The 22193-nt window shown below is 57.3% G+C and carries 22 protein-coding genes, 1 tRNA gene, 1 pseudogene and 1 riboswitch; of the genes and pseudogenes, 13 read left to right on the forward strand and 11 right to left on the reverse strand.

Annotated features, from left to right (window positions below):
• Window positions 1-29 precede the first annotated feature (29 nt).
• Genes GOX63_RS05190 through GOX63_RS05200 form a run of 3 tightly spaced genes read right to left on the reverse strand, consistent with a single transcriptional unit; the run spans window position 30 to window position 2739 of the window.
• Complete coding sequence (locus GOX63_RS05190; protein WP_170325416.1) at window positions 30-1349, reverse strand: TRAP transporter large permease; 1320 nt, start codon at window positions 1347-1349, stop codon at window positions 30-32.
• Window positions 1346-1918: a TRAP transporter small permease subunit gene (locus GOX63_RS05195; protein ID WP_170544973.1), complete on the reverse strand. Its 573-nt coding sequence runs from the start codon at window positions 1916-1918 to the stop codon at window positions 1346-1348. The genes GOX63_RS05190 and GOX63_RS05195 overlap by 4 nt, the downstream gene beginning before the upstream one ends.
• Window positions 1919-1926: 8 nt before the next feature.
• A complete protein-coding gene (locus tag GOX63_RS05200) occupies window positions 1927-2739 on the reverse strand; it encodes an N-formylglutamate amidohydrolase (protein WP_170544976.1) in 813 nt (270 codons plus the stop codon).
• 97 nt (window positions 2740-2836) lie between these two features.
• Between GOX63_RS05200 and GOX63_RS05205 the strand changes: the two genes are divergently transcribed.
• Together GOX63_RS05205 and GOX63_RS05210 are read left to right on the forward strand one after the other, a co-directional pair.
• Window positions 2837-3706 carry a MurR/RpiR family transcriptional regulator gene (locus GOX63_RS05205; RefSeq protein ID WP_170544979.1) on the forward strand — a complete coding sequence of 290 codons (870 nt, stop codon included), beginning with the start codon at window positions 2837-2839 and terminating at the stop codon, window positions 3704-3706.
• 57 nt (window positions 3707-3763) lie between these two features.
• Window positions 3764-4510, forward strand: a pseudogene (locus GOX63_RS05210) (hypothetical protein); the annotation flags it as partial.
• Window positions 4511-4517: 7 nt separating this feature from the next.
• On the opposite strand, the gene GOX63_RS05215 reads toward GOX63_RS05210, so the two are convergent.
• Entirely contained in the window at window positions 4518-5192 is a 675-nt protein-coding gene (locus tag GOX63_RS05215) for a TIGR04283 family arsenosugar biosynthesis glycosyltransferase (protein ID WP_170544982.1), read from the reverse strand.
• 73 nt (window positions 5193-5265) lie between these two features.
• Between GOX63_RS05215 and ygfZ the strand changes: the two genes are divergently transcribed.
• Window positions 5266-6003: a CAF17-like 4Fe-4S cluster assembly/insertion protein YgfZ gene (gene ygfZ / locus GOX63_RS05220; RefSeq protein WP_170325553.1), complete on the forward strand. Its 738-nt coding sequence runs from the start codon at window positions 5266-5268 to the stop codon at window positions 6001-6003.
• A gap of 106 nt (window positions 6004-6109) precedes the next feature.
• On the forward strand, window positions 6110-7054 hold the full coding sequence (locus GOX63_RS05225; RefSeq protein WP_170325420.1) for an ABC transporter transmembrane domain-containing protein: 945 nt from the start codon (window positions 6110-6112) through the stop codon (window positions 7052-7054).
• A gap of 56 nt (window positions 7055-7110) precedes the next feature.
• Here the strand turns inward: GOX63_RS05225 and efp are convergent, their stop codons facing one another.
• Window positions 7111-7674, reverse strand: a complete 564-nt coding sequence (gene efp, locus GOX63_RS05230) for an elongation factor P (RefSeq protein WP_170325421.1) — start codon at window positions 7672-7674, stop codon at window positions 7111-7113.
• Window positions 7675-7892: 218 nt separating this feature from the next.
• Between efp and GOX63_RS05235 the strand changes: the two genes are divergently transcribed.
• On the forward strand, window positions 7893-8213 hold the full coding sequence (locus GOX63_RS05235) for a DUF6280 family protein (RefSeq protein ID WP_037310273.1): 321 nt from the start codon (window positions 7893-7895) through the stop codon (window positions 8211-8213).
• Between the two features lie 64 nt (window positions 8214-8277).
• On the opposite strand, the gene GOX63_RS05240 is transcribed toward GOX63_RS05235, so the two are convergent.
• Window positions 8278-8847: a cobalamin biosynthesis protein CobQ gene (locus tag GOX63_RS05240; RefSeq protein ID WP_170325422.1), complete on the reverse strand. Its 570-nt coding sequence runs from the start codon at window positions 8845-8847 to the stop codon at window positions 8278-8280.
• 60 nt (window positions 8848-8907) lie between these two features.
• On the opposite strand from GOX63_RS05240, the gene GOX63_RS05245 reads away from it, so the two are divergent.
• Window positions 8908-10365: a cobyric acid synthase gene (locus tag GOX63_RS05245; protein WP_170325423.1), complete on the forward strand. Its 1458-nt coding sequence runs from the start codon at window positions 8908-8910 to the stop codon at window positions 10363-10365.
• Window positions 10366-10368: 3 nt separating this feature from the next.
• Here the strand turns inward: GOX63_RS05245 and GOX63_RS05250 are convergent, their stop codons facing one another.
• The 3 genes from GOX63_RS05250 to GOX63_RS05260 all read right to left on the reverse strand — a co-directional run bounded on the left by GOX63_RS05250 (window position 10369) and on the right by GOX63_RS05260 (window position 13370).
• Window positions 10369-11127, reverse strand: coding sequence for a hypothetical protein (locus GOX63_RS05250; protein ID WP_170325424.1), 759 nt, complete (start codon window positions 11125-11127; stop codon window positions 10369-10371).
• Between the two features lie 74 nt (window positions 11128-11201).
• Window positions 11202-12620 carry a TolC family outer membrane protein gene (locus GOX63_RS05255; protein ID WP_170325425.1) on the reverse strand — a complete coding sequence of 473 codons (1419 nt, stop codon included), beginning with the start codon at window positions 12618-12620 and terminating at the stop codon, window positions 11202-11204.
• Between the two features lie 96 nt (window positions 12621-12716).
• Window positions 12717-13370, reverse strand: coding sequence for a protein-L-isoaspartate O-methyltransferase family protein (locus GOX63_RS05260; protein ID WP_170325426.1), 654 nt, complete (start codon window positions 13368-13370; stop codon window positions 12717-12719).
• A 228-nt stretch (window positions 13371-13598) separates the two neighbouring features.
• Here GOX63_RS05260 and GOX63_RS05265 point away from each other — a divergent pair.
• From GOX63_RS05265 to GOX63_RS05275, 3 genes are all read left to right on the forward strand, one after another.
• Window positions 13599-13672 (forward strand) — tRNA-Cys (locus GOX63_RS05265).
• A gap of 40 nt (window positions 13673-13712) precedes the next feature.
• Window positions 13713-14660: a GIY-YIG nuclease family protein gene (locus tag GOX63_RS05270; RefSeq protein ID WP_367647193.1), complete on the forward strand. Its 948-nt coding sequence runs from the start codon at window positions 13713-13715 to the stop codon at window positions 14658-14660.
• A gap of 171 nt (window positions 14661-14831) precedes the next feature.
• Window positions 14832-15575: a hypothetical protein gene (locus GOX63_RS05275; RefSeq protein ID WP_170325427.1), complete on the forward strand. Its 744-nt coding sequence runs from the start codon at window positions 14832-14834 to the stop codon at window positions 15573-15575.
• 234 nt (window positions 15576-15809) lie between these two features.
• Here the strand turns inward: GOX63_RS05275 and GOX63_RS05280 are convergent, their stop codons facing one another.
• A complete protein-coding gene (locus GOX63_RS05280; RefSeq protein ID WP_170544984.1) occupies window positions 15810-17246 on the reverse strand; it encodes a glycoside hydrolase family 113 in 1437 nt (478 codons plus the stop codon).
• Window positions 17247-17692: 446 nt separating this feature from the next.
• Here GOX63_RS05280 and GOX63_RS05285 point away from each other — a divergent pair, with 446 nt between their 5' ends.
• A complete protein-coding gene (locus tag GOX63_RS05285; RefSeq protein ID WP_170325429.1) occupies window positions 17693-18256 on the forward strand; it encodes a hypothetical protein in 564 nt (187 codons plus the stop codon).
• A 193-nt stretch (window positions 18257-18449) separates the two neighbouring features.
• Here GOX63_RS05285 and GOX63_RS05290 read toward each other — a convergent pair whose 3' ends face one another.
• Window positions 18450-19406 (reverse strand): NAD(P)-dependent oxidoreductase, encoded by a 957-nt coding sequence (locus tag GOX63_RS05290; protein ID WP_170544987.1) that lies wholly within the window; start codon window positions 19404-19406, stop codon window positions 18450-18452.
• Between the two features lie 103 nt (window positions 19407-19509).
• Between GOX63_RS05290 and GOX63_RS05295 the strand changes: the two genes are divergently transcribed.
• From GOX63_RS05295 to cobW, 3 genes are all read left to right on the forward strand, one after another.
• Entirely contained in the window at window positions 19510-20385 is an 876-nt protein-coding gene (locus tag GOX63_RS05295; RefSeq protein ID WP_170544990.1) for a LysR substrate-binding domain-containing protein, read from the forward strand.
• A 72-nt stretch (window positions 20386-20457) separates the two neighbouring features.
• Window positions 20458-20666: riboswitch (cobalamin riboswitch) on the forward strand.
• A 94-nt stretch (window positions 20667-20760) separates the two neighbouring features.
• Entirely contained in the window at window positions 20761-21141 is a 381-nt protein-coding gene (locus GOX63_RS05300; protein WP_170325555.1) for a DUF1636 family protein, read from the forward strand.
• Entirely contained in the window at window positions 21138-22193 is a 1056-nt protein-coding gene (gene cobW / locus GOX63_RS05305; RefSeq protein ID WP_170544992.1) for a cobalamin biosynthesis protein CobW, read from the forward strand. The genes GOX63_RS05300 and cobW overlap by 4 nt, the downstream gene beginning before the upstream one ends.

Below are 22193 nucleotides of genomic sequence, written 5' to 3' on the forward strand. Positions count from 1 at the left end.
TTTGCGCGCCCGTTCACCGGGCATTCTTGTTAATTTCCATAGACATAACCGGGCAGCCAAAGGGCAATTTCCGGGAATACCATTATAATAATCAGGGCCAGCACCATCACGCCGACAAAGGGAATGATCGAGCGGTAGATGTCCTTCAACCCGATCTCGGGCGGCGCCATCGCGCGCATCAGGAACAGGTTATAGCCGAAGGGCGGCGTCATATAGGCGATCTGCGTGGTGATCGTGTACAGGACCCCGTACCAAATCAGGTCGAACCCAAGTGCGCCGACCAGCGGCACATAGAGCGGGGCCACGATGACCAACATCGCGGTGTCGTCCAGAAACGTGCCCATCACGATAAAGCTGAGCTGCATCAGGATCAGGATCATCCAGGGCGACAGGCCGAGTTGTTCGGTGAACAGGTTCTCGATCGCTTTCACTGCGCCCAAACCGTCGAACACGGCACCAAAGCCCAGCGCGGCCAGGATGATCCACATGAACATGCAGGAAATCGCCAGCGTCTGCTTGGTGCAGTCTTCAAAAATCTTCCATGTCATCCGACGCTTGAGAACCGACACGACCAGCGCGGTCAGCGCTCCGATGGCGGAGCTTTCCACCAGCGAAGTCCAGCCGTTCACAAACGGCACCATCATCGCGGCAAAGATGATCAGCGGCAGAGCCCCCGCCCCCAGCAGCCGAATTTTTTCGGACCACGGCACCTCATGCGCGTCTTCCATTGCAGGGCCGAGTTCAGGCTGAATGCGGCAGCGGATCCAGATGTAGAGGATGAAGAGACCCGCCATCAGCAGACCCGGCAGGATACCCGCCAACCACAACTGTCCGACCGGCTGCCGCGCGATCATGGCATAAAGCACCAGCACCACAGACGGTGGCACGAGAATGCCCAGACTGGACCCGGCCTGAATGACCCCGGTCACCATCGTCTTGTCATAACCCCGCCGCAGCAGTTCCGGCAGCGCGATGGTAGCACCAATAGCCATCCCCGCCACGCTGAGGCCGTTCATGGCCGAGACCAGTACCATCAAACCGATGGTGCCGATCGCAAGCCCGCCATTCACCGGCCCCATCCACACATGGAACATGCGATAGAGATCATCGGCCAAACGGCTTTCGCTCAGCACATAACCCATGAAGATGAACATCGGCAGCGTCAGCAGCGGATACCATTTCATCAGCTTCATCGCGGCCGAGAATGTGATGTCCTGCCCGCCCGTTCCCCACAGCGCCAAAGCGGCGATGGTGGCAACCGCGCCGATCGCACCAAAGACACGCTGGCCGGTAAACAGCATCAGCATCATCAACGCGAACATGAAGATGGCGATAAATTCCTGGCTCATGCCCGGCTCACCCCGATTTCCTGCCCGTTGATCCGGGCTATGTCTTTGAAGAATTCCGATATTGCCTGCAGCAGCATCAGGAAAAAGCCGAACACCATGATGGCCTTGACCGGCCAAATATAGGGCCGCCACGCAGTCGAGGATCGCTCCAGCCGTCCGATCTCTTCACTGCCGGTCACAAGGCCGACGAAGTACGAGACCGGCTCATCGCCCCAATAGCCAAGGCTATAGGCCGTCGACCCCAGCCCGCCATAGAACAGCACGCCCAAATACAGGATCAGCAGCAGAACCGTGAACGCATCGAACCACGCTTTCTTTTTGTGGCTCCAGTTGTGGTAGAACAGGTCCATCCGTACATTCGAACCCAGTTGGATCGAATACGGCCCGCCGACGATGTAATAGGTCACCATCGCAAACTGCGCCATTTCCAACGTCCAGAGCGACGGCAGGAAAAACGTTTTCGAGATCGAGGACCACAGAAGGATCCCCATCATCACGAACAGGCCCCACATCATCACCCGACCAATCCGATAGTTGATCGCATCAACGACCCGTACATATGTCGCCATCACCTTGATCACACGGCACCCCCTTCCCCGAACCCGGAAAGCGTGCGGTCGATCCACGGCACCAGGTGCTCGGCCATGGACCGCTGTTCTTCAGGTGTACGGATCAGATCGTTGCGGATCTCGATCATGACGTTCAGCAATCCGTTCGGATAAGCCTGCACATCCAACGTATGCGCCACCCCGTCGGCGGCGGAATACGGCTCGTTCAGACGGGTCTCAAAGGATGGCTGCGCGGGCACTGCCGCCACCATCGCCACAGCAAAGCGGTCGTCACGGCCATGCAGGATGCCCAACTCAACCGCCCGCTGATGGCCATTAAAAACCGGTGTGAAACTGTGCACGGTGACCATCAGCTGCAACGACGGGCGGTGCTGCGCGATCTGACCTGAGACCGCCTGGGTAAAGGGAACATAGATGTTCTCAACCCGCGCCTGACGTTCATCAGGCGTCATCCGGGCATTGGCTGGAATATCGTACTGTTCGCTTTTGATCGGCATGGCACCCGCAGCCTCGGGTGGGCGGTTGCAGTCATAGACCAGTCGGGAGACCCCTCCGTGGACCAGCGGCGCAGACATCAATCCGGCTATCTGCTGCGCAACGCCCAGCGCACCCGGGTCCCAGGCGATGTGGCTTTCCCGCGCCTCGGCCGTCAGACCCATGTCGCCCAGAAATGCCGGAATGCGGCTCGACGCATGTTCGCACACCAGCAACACCTTTGGTGCGCCGTCCGCGCTTTCCGTGTGAGCAACCGTTCCGAAGTCCAATGTACCGCCCTGCGATTCCGTGAGTGTGGTTTGTGAAAAAATTTCCACACGAAGCATTCACCTGTCAATATTTTTCCTGTAAAGAATTCATCAGAGCAAGTTGTGGTGAAAAATTTTGCACAATCTGCCATTGCTGATGCAGGAGGACCCATAGGTGCGGGTAACGGACAGGCTGCTGGCCCATCGGGACAAGATGACCCCGTCTGAACGGCAACTGATCAGCGTCCTGCTGGACGACTACCCTATGGCCGGCCTTGGCAGCATTACCGAATTGGCCAGCGCAGCCTCGGTTTCGACCACTACGGTCGCGCGGATGCTGCAAAAGACCGGGTTTGATGGCTACCCGCAGTTTCAGGCGGCCTTGCGGGGTGAGGTCAAAGAAATGATCTCGGGGCCTGCTGCCAAACGCGACGTGTGGCAGAACGACCTGCCCGAAGAGCATATCCTGAACCGCTACTCCCAACAGGCACTGGCCAATCAAAAACGCACGATTGATGAGGTTGATCCGGCGGAGTTCGACAGTTTCTGCAGCCTACTCTGCGATCCCGACCGGCGCATTTTCATCACCGGAGGGCGTATCACCGGCGCGCTGGCGCAGTATCTCTATCTGCACCTACAGATGATCCGCCCAGATGTGCGGATGCTGCCCTTTGCGGCCTCATGGACCCATGATCTGCTGGATGTGCGCAAGGATGACGTGCTGATCGCGCTGGATGTGCGGCGCTATGAGAACTCGACCATGCTGATCGGGCAGCTCTGTCAGGAACGCGAGGCAGAGATCGTGTTGTTCACCGATCAGTGGCGCTCGCCCATTCACAGGGTAGCCAAACACACATTCGCTGCTCGGATTGCGGTGCCGTCAGCATGGGACTCGATGGCGTCGATCCTGGTGCTGATGGAATGCGTCATCGCCGAGGTGCAGGAACGGCTGTGGGATTCGGTCAAGGAGCGCACCGCTGAACTGGAACAGGCCTTTGATCGCACCAAGCTGTTCCGGAAATTCGGCCAAAGCTCTGGCTCTTAACTACAACTGCCCGTGAGGAGTGTTGCCAGCACGCTGGCAGGTGGTCACTTTGGTGTCATGACATTCGTGACCGAAAACCAGTTGCCGCTGCTGATCCTGTTCTTTCTGGCCGGATCAATTGGCACCGCCTTTCTGTTTCGCAAACCTGCGGGGCACAGGGCGTGGAAACTGGCCGACCTCGTCTGGGTTGTTCTGGGTGGAATTGGCGCATTGGTGGCGGTTCTGGCGGGGCTTTATACGTCGGACAGTTCACGACTGGATCGGCAGATCGACGTGGCCTATGCGGCCACGCTCGCCTTTGACCGTGATGCCGCGCGGTTCCGGTTACGGTTCTGCGATCCGGCCTACGACCCGGACACCGCCGTATTGTGCGACAGGGTCGAGTTCCTGTCGGCCTCGACCGCCAGCAACGCCGACTTGCCCCTTTTCATCGCCGTGACCAATGAGGTCGCCCCGCTGCAAGGGCTGCACTTCCTATTCGGACGGCAGGAAAAGGACGAGATGGACCAGATGGCCGCCAAGGCCGACGCGTTCGATATCGACCAGTTTCTGGTTTTCACCACGTTGGACGACAAAACTCAGGCCGCCATCGACAACATGCGTCGCAAAGTGCCTGCGATTGCCGGAGATTATCTGATCCTTGCGCAAAGCTATGATGATCTGGTCGATCAGGTCGGCAAGCTGAAGGACGAGTGGGAATACCTGCAGGCCAACGCGCATATTCTGGTGCTGCAGATCATCGCCCTGTGTCTGGTCAGCTTTGCCGCGCCGTTCCGTCTGGGTAAATCCGTGGTCGAGCTGCGAACTACACTTACCGCCGATAGGCCTGCGCCAGTTGTTCCGGATCAGCCCCAAGAAAATACCGCATCAGAGTCCACAGATTCCGAGCCCCCCGACGCAACCACCCCACCCGCGCATAACGCTCCGCACTCGTAACCGCGCGCGAATTCAGCAAGGTGACGTGGGGCAAGGCACGTACCAGCGCCACGTCTTCCATCAGCGGCTGATCGGGGAAACCTCCAGCCTTCTCATACAGAGAACGCGGCACCAACAAGCCCTGATCCCCGTAAGGCAGACCAAACACCCGGCTGCGCAGATTGGCCCATCCCGCGACCCATCCGGGACCAAATCCTTTTGCCGCAAAGGCCAACCGAAAGGCAGCGGGTTTGCCAGAGGCAAGGTGTTCGCCCACCTCTTTGCTCCAACCGTCCTGCAAAACGGTATCGGCGTGCAGGACCAACAACCATTCACCTTTGGCCTCGGCACAGCCCCGCCGCAACTGTCCCCCGCGTGAGGGCGCGCCGATGACGATCTCAGCCCCCGCCTCATCCGCGAATTCAAGCGTCGGATCGGTCGATCCGCCATCGGTGACGATTAACTCGCGGATCAGCCCCGTGTGCAGGCCCTCCATCAGCGCCGGCAAGGTTTCCGACAGGGCCTCGCCCGCGTTCAGGGTCGGGATGACGATGCTGATCGGTGCTGGCAAGGCGGATACCCTCTGGTCATGGCGGCGGGAACTCCTATATCACGGGGCCGAGGGAAATGACGAGGACCACCCGATGCCCAATCGACGTATTCTGCGCCTTAGCGGGTCGGACACTGACAGCTTTCTTCAGGGGCTGGTGACCAATGATATTGCCGGGCTGGACAACGGGCTGGTCTATGCAGCCTTGCTGACCCCTCAAGGCAAGTATCTGGCGGATTTTTTTCTAAAACGCGATGGTGATACGGTGCTGCTGGACGTCTCTGAGGATATCGCTGACGGTTTCGTCAAACGGCTGAGCATGTACAAACTGCGCGCCGATGTTGCGATCGAAGACAGCGGCCTGCACCTGCAACGCGGCACGGGTCCGGCACCAGAAGGCGCCCTGCCTGATCCACGCCACGCGGATATGGGCTGGCGCGCCTATACGACCGAGGCCGAAGCTGATGACGGCACCGATTGGGATGCCATCCGTGTGCAGCACTGCATCCCGGAAACCGGCATCGAGCTGACGCCCGACAGCTATATCCTCGAATCCGGGTTCGAAGCGCTGAACGGCGTCGATTTCAAAAAGGGCTGCTATGTCGGGCAGGAAGTCACCGCACGGATGAAGCACAAGACCGAATTGCGCAAAGGGCTGCGCAGTGTCAGCGTTGATGGCTCTGCCCCCGTCGGAACCGAGATCCTTTCCGGCGGCAAAGCGGCGGGCACATTGTTCACCCAGTCGAATGGCCAAGGCATCGCCTATCTGCGCCTTGACCGCGCGACTGGCGACATGCAGGCCGATGGGGCAACGGTCACTCTGACGACGTAACATGTTGCCATTCCGGCACGGCTTAGGTGACAAGCAGCGCCGCACCGTTTGAACAAGACCCATGGCGCTGCCACACTGGCGCCAGTTCAAAGACCCGGGTGCGTCTATGTTTAAGCTGTACAGAGCGATCTGGCGCGCCAGCGCCGGTCGGCAGATTATCCTTATTATACTGTCCATCGCTATCGCGGCTCTGGCCGCGGTTCCGCTGGAGTTTCAGCGCGATATCATCAACCACCTCACCTCGGATGATATCAGCACGGAACGGTTGATCTATCTGGGCACAGGCATGATGTCGGTCGTCCTGTTGAGCCTCGCCCTGAAATGGTTGCTGGGCTATCGCGCGGGCACGCTGGGCGAGGATATCATCCGCATGATCCGCCAGCGGCTACTGGTCCGTGCATCGGACTTACATGCAACTGGGGAATCCGTCCGCAAGGGCACAATGACCACCGCCATCTCGGCCGAGGCCGAAGAACTGGGCAAGTTCGCCGGGGGCGCGTTCTCGGACCCTGTGGTACAGATCGGCACGCTGATCAGCGTGATCGGCTATATCTCGTCGACCCAGCCCGGGTTGGGCATGATCGCCCTTTCTATGATCGTGCCGCAGATCGTCATCGTGCTGATCTCACAGCGCAAGGTGAACATCTTCGTGGCCGAGCGTGTTCGCATTCTGCGCAACTCCACCGACAAGCTGGCGATCGAAGATATCAACGATGTGGCACGCGATGTTGATGCCCTGTTCGACGATATTTTTGAAACCCGGCGCCGCATGTTCCTGTGGAAATTGTCAGCCAAATTCCTGCTGAGCGTCATCAACGGCGCGGGTACGGTCGGCGTTCTGATGCTGGGTGGCTATCTGGTTCTGAACGGAAAAACAGATGTCGGTACCGTGGTTGCGGCCACCAGCGGCCTTAGTCGCATTCAGGGCCCGACCGCCTTTCTGATCGCCTTTTACCGGCAAGTCAGCGCCAACCGCATCAAGTACGAGTTGATGATGGAACTCTTCGGCCCCCACCCGGAGCGCTATCGGTATCTGAAGAACCGGAATTAAAAAAGACCGCGTGGCGGGTGCCTGCGCGGTCTTTTCTGTTTCGAACAAACGCAGAGTTACGCGCGCTCGGAATATTCCATGGTCTCGGTGTTCACCACGATCATCTCATCCTGTCCTATGAACGGCGGCACCATGACCTTGACGCCGTTGTCCAGAATGGCCGGTTTGAACGAATTGGCCGCGGTCTGGCCTTTGACGACCGGCTCTGTCTCGACGATCTTGCAGGTCACTTTTTGCGGCAGCGTGGCGTTCAGCGCTTCGGATTCATAAAATTCGACGACGATGGTCATGCCGTCCTGCAGAAACGGGCGGCGTTCGCCCAGCAGTTCGGCGGGCAGTTCGATCTGCTCGTAGGTCTCGGAATCCATGAACACCAGCATGCCGTCGGATTCGTACAGGAACTGCTGATCCTTCTGCTCAAGACGTACACGTTCTACCTTGTCCGCCGAGCGGAAGCGCTCGTTCAGCTTCGAGCCATTGCGCAGGTTGCGCAGTTCGACCTGCGCGAAAGCGCCGCCTTTACCGGGCTTTACATGGTCAACTTTAACTGCGGCCCACAGCCCGTCGTTATGCTCAAGCACATTGCCGGGGCGAATTTCGTTCCCATTTATCTTGGGCATTACATAATTCCTTCACAAACGGTTGATGCGTCAGTTCCCGTCCCTATATCTGGCAGGACAACACCTGACAAGACAACGAGACCTTGTGCTGCACTTGCAGCAAGCCATGCACATGACGCAACGCAACTATGCATTTTAGCTGTATCCGAATCACGTTGAATAGGTCATAAGGACCGTCACGCCGAAAATGCAAGAGCAAGAACAACAAGGAAGACGAGATGAGAGATTTCGTTGACGGCACTGCCTTTAACAATGAACAAGGCAATCGTGCACGCAAACTTTTCGCGGCCGTTGTGTTGGCTGCACTTGATGACGCTATCGCCGATGACAAGAAATACGGCAATGGTCCCGAACAGATCGCCCGCTGGGCACGCTCGCGCGATGGTCGCGAAGTGCTGTCTTGCGCGGGTATTGACCCGAATGAACGGGTTGTCAGCGGACTGATGGAGTTCGTTGGTCGTGGCGTGCGGACTTCGGTCGCGCTGTCGCGTGAAGAAAGCGAGCGCCGCAATGCCGCTCAGCAGGCAGAAGCCGCGTAAATCAAGCGACTTCTGAACGAAAAAGCGCGCCTCCGTACTCCGGGGCGCGTTTTTCTTTTGCCTGTCAAAAAAACAGCAGCCACTGGCGGGCCACCCAGATTTCGACCCCCAACAGGACGGCAAAGAACAGTTTTGCGGATACGGACAGACCCCTGTTCCACAGTAAGACATAGGCCCCCGCGCAAACCGCAATTGAAACCGGCGCGACCCAAAGAGCATGATGCGTGCTGTCCCAATAGCTGACCGGGCTGTGAAAGACCCAATCGCTCAGCGGCCAGAATTGCGGCCGCCCGTCCCCTGCGTGCAGCAGGAAATCCATCGCCAGATGCAAAAGGCCCGCGGACGCAGCCACCATCAGAACCCGCCACCTGCACCAAAGACCGACCCACAGTGCCAGCCCCCACAGGATGAATGAGTTGTCGATGGCAAAAACCGTCTGCCAGGCAGACGAAAAGTAAAGCTTATCGAACACCACCTGCTCGGGGATGCCCAAAACGAACAGCGATACGCTCGCCATCACGTACAGCGAAAGGTCTGGCAGCAACGACCCAAGCACAGCCGCCGCCAGAATTCGCCCTCGTGCAGGCCGCGCAAAAGCGGCGGCACCGATCAAAAGATGCGCGGGCGTGTTCATCCGCTCTTTCCCTTTGGGTTCAAATCAGGTCATTTGCGCGTCAACGTATAGGAGACGGCTATGGTTCGCGCCATCATGATTCAGGGCACCGGCAGCAATGTCGGAAAATCGGTTTTGGTCGCCGGGCTGGCGCGCGCCTATACGCGGCGGGGGCTGCGGGTCGCCCCGTTCAAGCCACAGAACATGTCCAACAATGCCGCCGTGACCGAAAACGGGGGCGAGATTGGCCGCGCGCAAGCCCTGCAGGCTCGCGCAGCCATGCGCCCCACCCATACCGACATGAACCCGATCCTGTTGAAGCCGGAAACTGACACCGGTGCGCAAATCATCGTTCAAGGCCAGCGCGCCGGCACGATGAAGGCGGGCGATTATCGCAAGGACAAGTCCAAACTGCTGGGTGCCGCGTTGGAGAGCTTTGACCGACTGTGCAGCGACGCCGATCTTGTGCTGATCGAAGGGGCCGGCAGTCCGGCCGAAACCAACCTGCGCAAGGGCGACATCGCCAATATGGGCTTTGCCTGCGCCGCTGATGTGCCGGTCGTTCTGGTCGGAGATATCCACCGCGGCGGCGTGATCGCTCAGATCGTGGGCACGCAGGCGGTGCTGGAGGCCGGTGATCTTAAGATGATCCGTGGCTTTGCGGTCAACCGGTTCAAGGGCGATGTCTCGCTGTTCGACGAGGGGCGCGATGACATTGCCGCGCGCACCGGCTGGCCTTGCCTGGGCGTTGTGCCCTGGTTCCACGACGCCTGGAAACTGCCGGCCGAAGACATGATGGACATCCGGTCCCACAGTGGTGGCTCCTGCAAGGTCGTGGTGCCGCAACTGGAGCGGATGGCCAATTTCGACGATCTCGATCCGCTGTCTGCCGAACCCGGTGTCACGGTCGAGATCATCCCCGCCGGACGCCCCCTGCCCGGCGATGCCGATCTTGTCCTGCTGCCCGGCAGCAAATCCACCATCGGCGATCTGACCTATTTCCGAGCACAGGGCTGGGATATCGACCTATACGCCCATGTCCGCCGGGGTGGACATGTGCTGGGTCTGTGCGGTGGCTATCAGATGCTGGGCAAAACCATCGCCGATCCCGATGGCGTGGATGGCCGCCCGGGCACGGTTGAGGGGTTGGGGCTGTTGGATGTGACCACCACCATGGCAGGTGAAAAACAGGTCACCCTGCGCACGGCGCGCACCGTTCCCGAAAACGAACCGGTCACCGGCTATGAGATTCACATGGGTCGGACCGAAGGCCCGGATTGCGATCGCGCCTGGCTTGAGATTGAAAACCGCCCCGAAGGTGCCGCCAACCAAACCGGTCGCATACGGGGCAGCTATCTGCACGGTATTTTCTCGTCCGATACGTTCCGCGCCCGCTATCTGGAGCAGCTGGGCGCGACTTCGGACCTGGCATATGAAGATGGGGTTGAGGAAACGTTGGACGCGCTGGCGGACCACCTGGAACGGCACATGGATCTGGACCGCCTGCTGGATCTGGCCCAGCCGCCGAAACGGCACTGAGGCCTAGTCCAGTTCACGCTCAGCCAGAGCCCGGTAAATCTCGCGCCGCACCATCTTGCGAACATTGCGGGTGATGCGCTGACCCAGAACGCCCTGCAGTTCTTCGCGAACCACCTGAGCGATCAGGTCACGCAGCGCATCCTCGCTCATTGCCAAAGTAGCGTTCTCAACGTCCGGTTTAGTAGGCTGAGTCGGCGCGGCAGAGGACGATCCGGGATCTCGAATGAAAGTCGCTTTGACCTCAGGCTCAGGCTGTTCTGGCGCAATTTCCGTTACGCTGGAACTTTGCGAGACAATAAACTCGTCTTCAGCATGCCACTCCAAAATCTTGTTCGGCGTGCCGGAATAGGCGTCATCGCTGTCTCCGTCCGGCTCCCACTGGTCCTCGGTGTGGGCAATCGCCGCCTCCAGTGCTTCGATCTTGGCGCTCAGGCTGTCCGCAAGGCCGTCCTCGTCCCCGGTCTCTGCCTTTGCTTGCTGTTCGACTGCAGGTTCCGCGTGATTGACAATATCGCAAGCCCGCAGAAGCATCGGCTTGACGGAATCCTCGGCCTTATAGGCCGTTTCCTTCTTTTCAGGCTGAGACTGCTTTGGCACCGCCGGTTCGTTGACCCGCAACGCGTCGGTCAGAACCAGCCTGCTGGGCTTCCGTGCGATGGTCGGAGTTATCACTCCCGATGCTTTTCGGTCATCTTCGCTGACCAGACGTTTAATCGAGGACAGGACGTCCTCGATTCCCGGTTTTGCGACTCTATCCGTCATTGTTCTCTACCGCTCTATCCTCAGGATCGAGTGTAGCTAAACAAACCGGACCTCACAACAGGCAGTATTGGCCCTTAGTCGCGACGCAATGCTTTGAGGACGCGATCCAGATCCTTGCTTTGCCTGCTGATCTGTGCCGGAGCCTTCTTCACCAGGTTGTAGTAAAGGGTCGGATCATAGATCTGAACGGCCAAACCCAGACGCTCTGCTGTCAGCAGACCTTGCGCCTGCAGCAACTGATACGCCGCACGGGACCGTTCGGTGCGCGATGCAACCTCGGCCAATTGCGCGTCCAGTAGGTCCTGCTGGGCGTTCAACACGTCCAGAGTTGTCCGTGCGCCCAGCGTCGCCTCTTCCCGGATACCGTCAAACGCAACCTGCGAGGCGCGGACCCGTTCGGTCGATGCCCTCAGGCTGGCCGTCGCGGCCTGGAATGCAGCATAGGCGTCGGCAACACCTTGAGTGATGTCCTTCTGCACATTCAGCAGGTTAGCACGCGACGCGTCCCGCGTTGCCATTGCCCGGCGTACAGTGGCCGCCAAACGACCACCCGCATAAATCGGCTGTTCGAAGCGCAGTGCGATGGTTGCATCTTCGAGGCTGTCATCGTTGTCATAGCTCTCGCGAATACCTGCATCAGCGTTCAACCTGACATTCGGACCCAAATTGGCACGCTGCTGCTGCACGAACAGATCAAGCGCACGCACCTGATGCTGCGCTGCCTGAATCGCCGGGTGGTTGCGCTGCGCGAGGCTGACGGCCTCGGCTTCGGACCGCGGCAGATTCGGCAGGCTTGGCTGCCCGGCTGTGCGCCCGGGATCTTTGCCGACGGCGTTGACATATTCAGCCTGCGCAATGCTCAGGTTACCACGCGCAACCGCGAGGTCCGCTTGCGAGCTTGCCAGCTGCGCCTCGGACAATGCGACGTCCGTCCGGGTCACCTCACCCACATCGAAACGGTCCTGCGAGGCCCGCAGTTCCTCGGCCGACACATCGACGTTGTTCAGGCGAATCTGCACGGTCTCTTCCTGCAGAAGCACACCCAGATAGGCGTTCAGGCCGCGGAATAGGACCTGCTGTTCGACATCCAGCAGGGTCTGCCGTGTCGCCAGAACCGTTTCCTGCGCCGATTGCTTGCCCAAGACCGAGAAGCCACCGTCATAAATCAGCTGGCTCAGCGTGAGCCCGGTAAAAAAGTTGGATGGTTCATTCCTGACTACGCCAACATCCGTTGAGGACCGCGTGTAGTCCTGGCTGACTTCGACCGCCCAGTTAATGATTGGGCGAAGCGCCGAAAGCGCGATTGCGACATCTTCATCAGCCGCACGCAGCAACGCGCGGTTCTGTTCCAGCAAGCCGCTGGTGTTATAAGCCCCGATAAACGCGTCGGTCAGGTTGTCCGCCCAAACCGCACGTCCCGGCAAGGCACTCAGCGCGATTCCCGCGGAAAGTGCCAATGCCTTTACAAAATTCCGCCCCGACCGTGAACGCATAACGAAATCCTTCTCAAATCAAAATTACGCTGCCCTGAGCGCAGTTTGCGCGTTTGTTTTCAACTAATCAAGGCAACAGAATAATATGAGAAGGAATTATAGCGAAAATGCACACTCCGCGCAAAAAGCCTGTAAAACCGGTGCGTTGGCGTTGAAAGCATGACGCCAGGTCACCCGCCCACTGGATTTGTGCCCAATCCGGACGGTGCCAAGCTCTCCTTCCACAAACAGGCAGGCAATGCGGCCGTGGTCCTTGAGCTGTGCGATCAGCGCCTCGGGTACCTGCTCGACCCCGCCCTGAACCATGATGACGTCATAGGGTCCATGCTCGGTCGCGCCCTGCTCCAGCGGACCGATATGCACGATCGCGTTGTCGGCCTCTGCCTCCATCAGGATCGTCTGCGCTTCGGCGGCGAGGGCTTCGTCCTCTTCCACGGCCACCACCAGCTGCGCCATACGTGCTGCGACAGCAGTGGAATACCCCATCGCGGGGGCGATATCCAAAACAACTTCGTCATTCGAGATGTTCAACACGTCCAGCATCTTGGCCAGGGTCCGGGGCTCCAACAGACAGCGCCCGTTACCCAGATCGATCACGCCCTCGGCATAGGCTGCCTCGCGCTGGGAATCCGGCACAAAGTTCTCTCTCTGGACGGTCAACATGGCATCAATGATAGGGAATTTCGTGACATCCGAGGGTCGGACCTGCGTATCAACCATCGTGCGGCGCCGGGTTGCGAAATCTGTCATTGGATCGCTCATGTTAGTCCCAAGTATGTCCGGCTTGTGCCATATCCTGACGAAACCAGCAACGGCTGTCGCATTGAAAGTTTAGCTGAATCGCAGGAACTTGGTGTCGCACCGCGCCAAGTCCCAGCCCACGGGAACGGATTTTTCCAATCAACCCACTGGACGCCCCTGACGAAAGGTGTTAAAACGCCGCCCACACCACAGCAAGTATTTGATTTTGCTTGAAAAGGCGAGTTGGCGGAGTGGTGACGCAGCGGATTGCAAATCCGTGTACACCGGTTCGATTCCGGTACTCGCCTCCATCTACTTTCAACAACTTAAATCACTTTGGCGCCACCCGGGGTGTTCTGGTTTACAGTTCAGTTTACACAAACTCCCTCAAATGCCAGCTTGATCGAAGAACCTGAACTGGTTTCAGGCAATCAATTGGTGTTCATTTTTTTGGTTCAATACTGGGGGAGCGTGGTGCCGGATTATTCTTCTGAAGACTTGCTTGGAATTGGCTTTGTTGAAGACGGAGAATGGACCACCGTAGAGGATGAGCTTTCCTACCAACTTTTCCCCGATGACGAACGTGTCGCGCGAGCATTGATGAGAGAACCAAATGCTCTGTATGCATTCCTGCAGGGCGAAAACATTCTCTATATTGGCAAGATAACCCGAAGCCTTCACAAACGATTTCAAGGCTATAATCGTCCTGGAAAGAGCCAACTCACCAATATCAGGTGTAACCAAAAAATAAGAGAGCTTCTTGCCAGGGGGCTTTCAGTTCGAATTCTTGGGTTTGTCTCTGTCACCCATTTTCGCTACGGCGATTTTGAAATCAATCTTGCGGCAGGACTGGAAGATTTTCTCATCAGGGCAATCAATCCACCGTGGAATGGTGGCGACCGGGGCGGCGCAATTTCCGAGACTGAGGAACGCGAAGCCGCGGAAGAGCATCCTCCTGCGGCAGCACAAACTCACACGAGAAACACAAAAGGCCGCGGCCGGTTTCCCTTCACGTTGGCAAAAACCTATTTCACGAAGGGAATTGTCAATGTCGGCATTGAGGCGAGCGAACACCTCGGTGATGACGGTGAACCCATCTTGGTGAAATTCAGCGACGCCTGGAGGGACGTGGGATCACGCATCAATCGGACCGCCAACAAGTCTGGTGGCGTCCGAATTGTTGGAAACAACCGGGCAATTGCGCAATGGTTTCAACGCCATTTCAATGAAGGGGACACGATTTCATTCGATGTAATTGATGCCAACACCCTTCTTTTTCACGAGAGATCAGACATTTAGCCTACAGGAAAACGTGATCAGCCGACAAAGAAGGTGACATGTGTGTGTCAGCATTCAGGCCTTGAGTAAACAAATGGGCAAAAACACAGCGATTCTGGAAAAGCCCAGGGAAAGCACCGGCGGCAAAAAACGACGACTTAATCAACGAAGACACACTAATGCGGAAACTCAATGAATAACCCACCAAACCAACTAGTAGACAACCTTTTGGGGTATTTTCGGGGGCAAGGCCACTTTGAAGGGCTCGGGATTGACAAGCTTTCAGATAACTATGTTTGGCCAAAAAGGGGAAGTTTCCCATCGTACTCACATCTAGCTGATGTGACTGAGGGAGACGGCGACAACTACGCAAAAAATATCACGCTCAAAGAACAATCCCCCCGTATTTGGATTGAAGGCAGCAAGCTTGAAATCTCTAAATGGGTCGTTTCTGATTGGGGTGGGATAAAAGGCAACAAGCCCGCGACCATTGCCAACTACGTTGAGGCGATATGTGAGGGGCGTTACCCGAGCGAGATAAAAGGCGTTGCCAGTTACTCCAAGATTTTGAGTTTTATGGACCCTAGTGAATTTGCGATTTACGATGCTAGAGTTGCTATAAGCCTAAACGCTATTCAGCTTTTACAACGTGAGAAACACGGCACTGCGTTCACTTACCTGCCAGGGCGAAACACAAAGCTGCAAATATTCAGGAAGTTGCCGCCTACCCAGCGTAGCGCATTGTTGCAAACTGGTTGGTCACCCCTTGCGTCGAACGATTGCTACGCTTTCTACCTTAGTACCCTAAAGCGAGTGAGATCTGAACTAGGATCCGCGCAGTTGTACAAACTAGAAATGTCGCTTTTTGCAGACGCCGAGGAGCTTGCAGGGCGATACATTGAAGCGTCCCAATCTGAACGCGCTTCGCTGTCGTGAGCCAGTTCGAATGCTTCAAGCGACTACACCAACGTTTGCCTTTCGCAGTGATTGAGAACAAGAAGGGCAGCGCACAGCGCCGCCCTACAGTAGCATTGAGATGCTAGCCTGGCTCCTGCGGCTCAAGCACGACCAATTGATCGCTTGCCCACCAAAATGCGCCAAAGGCACCCAGCGTTGAAGAAGAAACCTTTTTTCTTAAACACGGGATTTTAGTTGTAAGCGATACCATGTTTATTCGTCGTGAAACTTCTTGATCAGCCCTTTAATTCCGGTGTTGTCGTCCCATAACCAACTGGAACAAGGACCATATTGCTGCGTGTCTGTGCGTGCGTCATAGGCGTGTGCTACCGCCCAGTACAAATAATCCGCACCGTGCACCCAATCTTCATCCTCAAACGCGTACATGAACCCCTGCGCTAAAGTCTGTCCATGTTCATCGGACGGTGTTTTTGCCTGCAGCGGACCCTTTGTGTAAGCCCAGCCACTGCGCCCTTTGTTTTCGTAATCGCACGTGCCCCGGAAAATCCAGTTTGCCGATCCGCGCCAAGTTGGAAAAATCGTCTCAGACAAGATGATTGGCACGTTCAATTGCTCTTGCAGCCTGCGGCCTTCGCCAATCATGTTCCGTCCATTTTTGGACTTAGCTTTGTGAAACGCAATCGCGACCTCTTCAGCTGTGTAGTCTTCCCTGCCCCCCATCATCCTGGACGGGAAAAAGTTGAGACCGACTATGTCCACGTTCCGCATGACGTTGCTCTTGGACATGCCCCTCAAGTTGCTATCGTTATTGTAGTTGGTGGCGTAGATAATCTGCCCATCGAAGACTTCTCGGACGCTGGCTATAATTTCAGGCCACCGGCGGTCCTCCTCAATTTTTGAGTTCAGGTTGTTTAACTCGGTGCCGATTGTCAGGTATGCGACACCGTTTTCTTGCGCGTAGCGAGCAACCGCTAGGATCGTTGGAACGTAGCCCGACCATGTCTTCCCGTCTCCGTCAAAAAATATGTCCAACGGAACCGTGCCGTAACCGGACGCATCGGCATTGCCAAAGCGCCTTCCCAATTCATGAAACATCGGCTTTAGGTTAACTGCCAGTCCGGCGGCAATTGCTTCGTCAATAGCAAGGCTCGTTGCATCGCGCCTGGTCGAAACAAAGCCTTCCTCCTTCAGAATTTGCTTGTTCGCAATTGAGCATCCAATGCGACGCCCCAATGGATAGCTTTCAGGCGCGGAAAGGTCAGCCTTGCCGACACAACGAAAGTCCAGGGTAACTACGTTGAATCCATAAGCCGGAATCTCGCGAATGGTTTTTATGGCTTCGTAAACAGGTTGATCTGCAAACTCATAGCCGCCAAAGGCAATGCTTGTTGCACGATATTCCCAATCGACTGTCGGTCCGACGCTTAATCCACGTGACGTGAGTTCCTGCTCCAATAGTCTAAGCTCATCGCCGTCTAATTCGCCGTCATAGGTGTTTCCCGTTTCAGCTAGAAATGCCTCAAGCGCGCGTTTGGTTGCATCACCCCAAAGTCCATCAACGATACCAGCGTCAAATCCTAGTTTGTTCAAATGCCGTTGCGCTTGGGCGATGTCCTGTTGCGTGGCGCTTTGCGCGGCTGCCGAAATACCAATACAAATCGCTGCGCCTAGTACAGTTCTTCTAATCACTACCCGCCTCCAATTTCCAGTCTAGCACGCATATGTTTGGCTTTTGCCCGCTGCACTTAAATCCCAAACTGGGACTTGTTGAGTGTGTTAGTCAAGCCTAGTGTTTGTAAATCCAGACACAGCGGGGGCGCCCTAAGAAATGACAGGTATTGAGAGAATTGCGCGCCTCAAGCATCTGCTTTTGGGCATGGAGCGTGACCTTGGCATCGACAGTTTAAGTACCGTGGAGAGAAATATCGTTTACGCCGCCACATTGCTTTCCGAGACCTCACGCACAGTTGCGACTGAGGATATCAGACAACACGAATTGCTAAACGGGGTCTCGCGCAGCGCCTTCTTTCGAGCACTAAAGGACGTTGTTGACACAGGGTACTTACAACACACGGACGGACGAAAACGATCAGCGTACATCGTGTCAGACAAGTTGACCCAATAAGGCAGCATACGTGTTTAACGACGAAAAGCTTGCTGTGCAGTTTTTTGCGATATCAATCGCAAATCTGCTGGCTTTCGGCATTTCAATATACTTGCTGCTGCCACTTCAGGCTCAATACACACCCGAGTTGGCACCATATGCCAGCTTGCTTTTTCTACCTCACGGCGTACGCATTCTGTCAGCTTGGCTCATGGGCTGGAAAGCAATTCCACTTATCGCACCAACAGCATTGCTCACGCATTGGATGAACTTTGGGACCGAGGGCTTTACACTCACGGGGCTGGCTGGTGCATTCTCTGGTGTTGTTTGTGCCGCCGTTACATTCTGGGCGTTGGCTAAGATTGGAATGGATTTTCGTATAACTGCAAATCGCACCGCAAACTGGCGAGATGTGATGATAGCCGGAGGGGTGGCGTCAATAATCAACACCTTTGGGATGGGCTTTGCATTCAGCCACAACACAGACACGCTAGTAGGCTATTTTATTGGCGACGCAACCGGTTTGTTTGCGTGTATGTTTGTCCTCATGCTGGTTTTCAAAGTCGCGCGCGAAATCAACGAGAAAACCAATTAAGCCAGTTATATGCGGAAAAGATTTTCCGTGCACGAAACGGCACACAGAGAAACCTACCCCCGCACATAACGGTGAATTTCAGCGCTTATTTTTTGATGCCTATCTCTTGCAGGTCCGTGTACCTCGGCCTGATTCCGGTATTCGCCTCCACTCCTCTATGCCGACAACTGGCTGCAATGCGCCACTAGGCGTGTCATTCTGCTCGTCGGCCTTGCGGGATGACTTCGTAGCCCGGCTCTTCCGGTTCGTCGTCCAGCATCTCGGGCGGGAAGCCGGGGGCGGTGATGTCCAGGCCAGTGGCCTCTTCCAACCGCTTGATAATGTTCGGGGACAGCTCACGCTCGCCGAAACGAGCGATGCCGTCATTAAATATCTTGATCATCACCGGGTTGATTTCCAGCGGCACTCCGACACGGTCGGCGACGTCCTGAAACAGTCCGATGTCCTTTTTAACAAGGTCCATCGTGAATGAGATATCGCGCGAGCCGTTCAGGATGACCTGGCTTTCGGTTTCATGCACGAAGGACGTGCCGGATGAAATCTTGATCGCCTCATAGGTGGTATTGAGGTCCATGCCGGCGGCTTTGGCGGTCACCAACGCCTCGGCGCAGGTGATCAGGTTGGCGGTGGCCAGATAGTTCGTCAGCACCTTCAGGACCGAGGCCGTGCCCAGTTCTCCGGTATGCAGCACACGGCGGCCCATCGTGGTCAGAAATGGCAAAATCTGCTCGAAGGTTGCACGGTCGCAGCCGGCAAAGATCGAAATATTGCCTGTCGCCGCCCGGTGGCACCCGCCGGATACGGGGCAATCGACGGCAGCGCCGCCCCGTTCCATCACCATCGCACCCAGACGTTTGACCTCGGCCTCGTCGGTGGTCGACATCTCCATCCAGATTTTGCCCGGACCGACCTCGGGCAGCATCTGCTGCATCACGGCATCCGAGGCGGCGGGGGACGGCAGACAAGTGATGACCGCATCGCAATCCCGCATCATCTGCGCCGGGTTTTCGGCTGCTTTGGCGCCTTGGGCTACGAATTCGGCCACCAGATCGGGGTTGAGGTCATGAACGGTCAGGTTAATTCCGTTGCGCAGCAGCGAGCCGGACAGCTTGCCACCGACATTTCCCAATCCGATAAATCCGACTTTCATTTTACCCTCCCGAAGGTCGCTGTTTGCGCCGAGTAAACCTGTTGCCTGCCGGAAACAAAAATGAATAATAAAGCTAGTTATGGGCAAAATTTTTTGGTGATAGATGGATCGCCTTCCAAACCCTGCATGGCTACGCAGCTTTGAATCCGCCGCGCGCCATCTGAATTTCACCACAACCGCGCAAGAGCTTGGCCTGACGCAGACAGCGGTTTCGCTGCATATTCGGTCCCTCGAGGCCGAATTGGGGCAAAAGCTGTTCACTCGAAATGCACGGCGACTGGAGTTGACTGAGCTGGGGCAGTCCTATTCGCTGACGGTGCGGCGAGCGTTGTCAGATATCGCGCTGTCGACCAACAGCCTGTTTGGCCCGGCGTCACGTCAGACCCTGACGATCCGGGCTGCGATTTCGACGGCGACCTACTGGGTGGCCGCTGAACTGCCAGACTTCTCTGCCCGGCATCCGGATATCCCTGTTCGTCTGGTCTCGCACATCTGGAACGACAGCGGGACGCCTGGAGATGTGGATGTGGAACTCCGGTTGGGTTATGGCGACTGGCCGGGGGTGCGGTCCGAAAAACTCACCGATGAAAGGTTGGTTCCGGTCTGCCGGGCCGGGGACGGCTCGCCAATACTGAACAACGGGCCGCTGATTCACATCCTCGGGTACGAGGACAACTGGGCGCGGTACTTTCAGGCCAACGGTACTGCGCCCCCCGACCAGCCACCCCGATTTTCGGTGGATACGACAGTGGCGGCGCTGCAACTCGTGATGGCCGGTGCGGGATATGCAACGATCCTGGAGCGGTTCGCAAAAAACGCAATTCGGCAGGGCGCTCCGATTGCGATTGCAGGTCCGGCGATTCCCTTTGCCCAATCCCATTACCTGGTCAGCGCCCAAAGGGCTGCGCAGCCAACGGCGGCAGCGGGATTGTTTTGCGCCTGGTTGCGGGATCGGCTGGCAACCGATGCCGCTGATTGACATAGGCTGGTCGCTTTTCCGTCCTTGGGGGTTTCCATCCATGTCTCACGCTTGACAACCCCCCTGCCCGTGCCGCATGTCGCTTGCGTTGGTGTCCATCCCCGGATGGATGAAAAGGGAATGCGTCAGCGGTTATCCGTCAAACGCAGCCGCCCCCGCGACCGTGACCGGAGAGGGTGCCCAAAGCCACTGGCCCAAAAGGCCGGGAAGGCGGGACATCCGACAGAGGCCCGCCTCTGACATCCGCAAGCCGGGAGACCTGCCAGCACCCGAAGATGAAACCGGGCGGGGTGTTCCGGTGTCGGGTCCATGTCGCAACACGTGGCCCGCATGAAACCCCGTCCCCCGCAATGAGGATTTGGGGGGATGAGAGACATGACCGTGACCGCACCAGTCGAGCTGCTGGTCTGTACCACGTGCCGCCGCGGCCTGCCCGTCGAGGACGACGCGCAACGGCCCGGCACCTTGCTTCACAAAGCATTGGAACAGGCGGATCTGCCCGAGGGCATCACATTGAAAGCCGTGGAATGCCTGTCGAACTGTGACGAAGGCTGTTCCATCGTGCTGCGCGGTGGGCCGGGTCGTTGGACCTTTGTCTACGAACACCTCAACGAAAACGACCATGTCGAAACCATTGTCGAAGGTGCCACCAAGTACCTCGCGACTGAGGACGGCTTGGTCAAATGGCGCGAGCGCCCCGAACATTTCCGCAAAAACTGTGCGGCCCGTATTCCCCCGATTGGAGCCCTGAAATGAGCAACCTCGAGAAACTCCCCGTCACTGTGATCACCGGCTTTCTGGGTTCGGGCAAGACCACTCTGGTCAAGCACCTGATGCAGAACCCGCAGGGCAAGCGTCTGGCCGTGGTAGTCAACGAGTTTGGCGATGTGGGCGTCGATGGCGGCATCCTGAAATCCTGCGCCATACCGGATTGCCCGGCCGAGAACATCATGGAGCTGGCGAACGGCTGCATCTGCTGCACCGTGGCCGATGATTTCATTCCGACCATCGAGGCACTGATGGCGCTGGAACCGCGCCCGGATCACATCCTGATCGAAACATCCGGCCTCGCCCTGCCCAAGCCGCTGCTGAAAGCATTCGACTGGCCGGATATCCGGTCGAAGATCACCGTGGATGGCGTGATCGCTCTGGCCGATGCCGAGGCCGTCGCCGCAGGTCGCTTCGCCCCGAATGTCGAGGCCGTGGACGCCCAGCGCCTGGCCGATGACTCGATCGACCACGAAACACCCCTGTCCGAGGTGTTCGAAGACCAGATCTCCTGCGCCGACATCATCCTGCTGACCAAGCCCGATCTGGCTGGTCCCGAAGGTGTGGCCAAAGCCAAGGAAATCATCGCCGCCGAGGCCCCGCGCCCCCTGCCCGTGGTCGAGGTTGCTGAAGGCGCCGTGGACGTGCGGGTCGTTCTGGGTCTGGAAGCCGCAGCCGAGGATGACATGGACGCTCGTCCCTCGCATCACGACGGCCACCACGATCACGAGCATGACGATTTCGAAAGCATCATCGTCGAGCTGCCGGAACAGACCGATCCCGCCGATCTGGTCGCCAAGATCGAACGTCTGGCCAATGAGCTGAACATCCTGCGCGTCAAAGGCTATGCCGCAGTTCAGGGAAAACCGATGCGTTTGTTGGTGCAAGCTGTTGGCGCCCGTGTCCGTCACCAATACGACCGTCCGTGGGAACCGGGTGAAGAACGCCGCTCGCGTTTGGTGGTCATCGCCGAGCATGACGACATCAAAGAAGCCGCGATCCACGACATCCTCGTGGGTGTGACCGAGGCCGCCGAGTAA

Source organism: Ruegeria arenilitoris, assembly GCF_013031355.1.
GTDB lineage: Bacteria > Pseudomonadota > Alphaproteobacteria > Rhodobacterales > Rhodobacteraceae > Ruegeria > Ruegeria arenilitoris_C.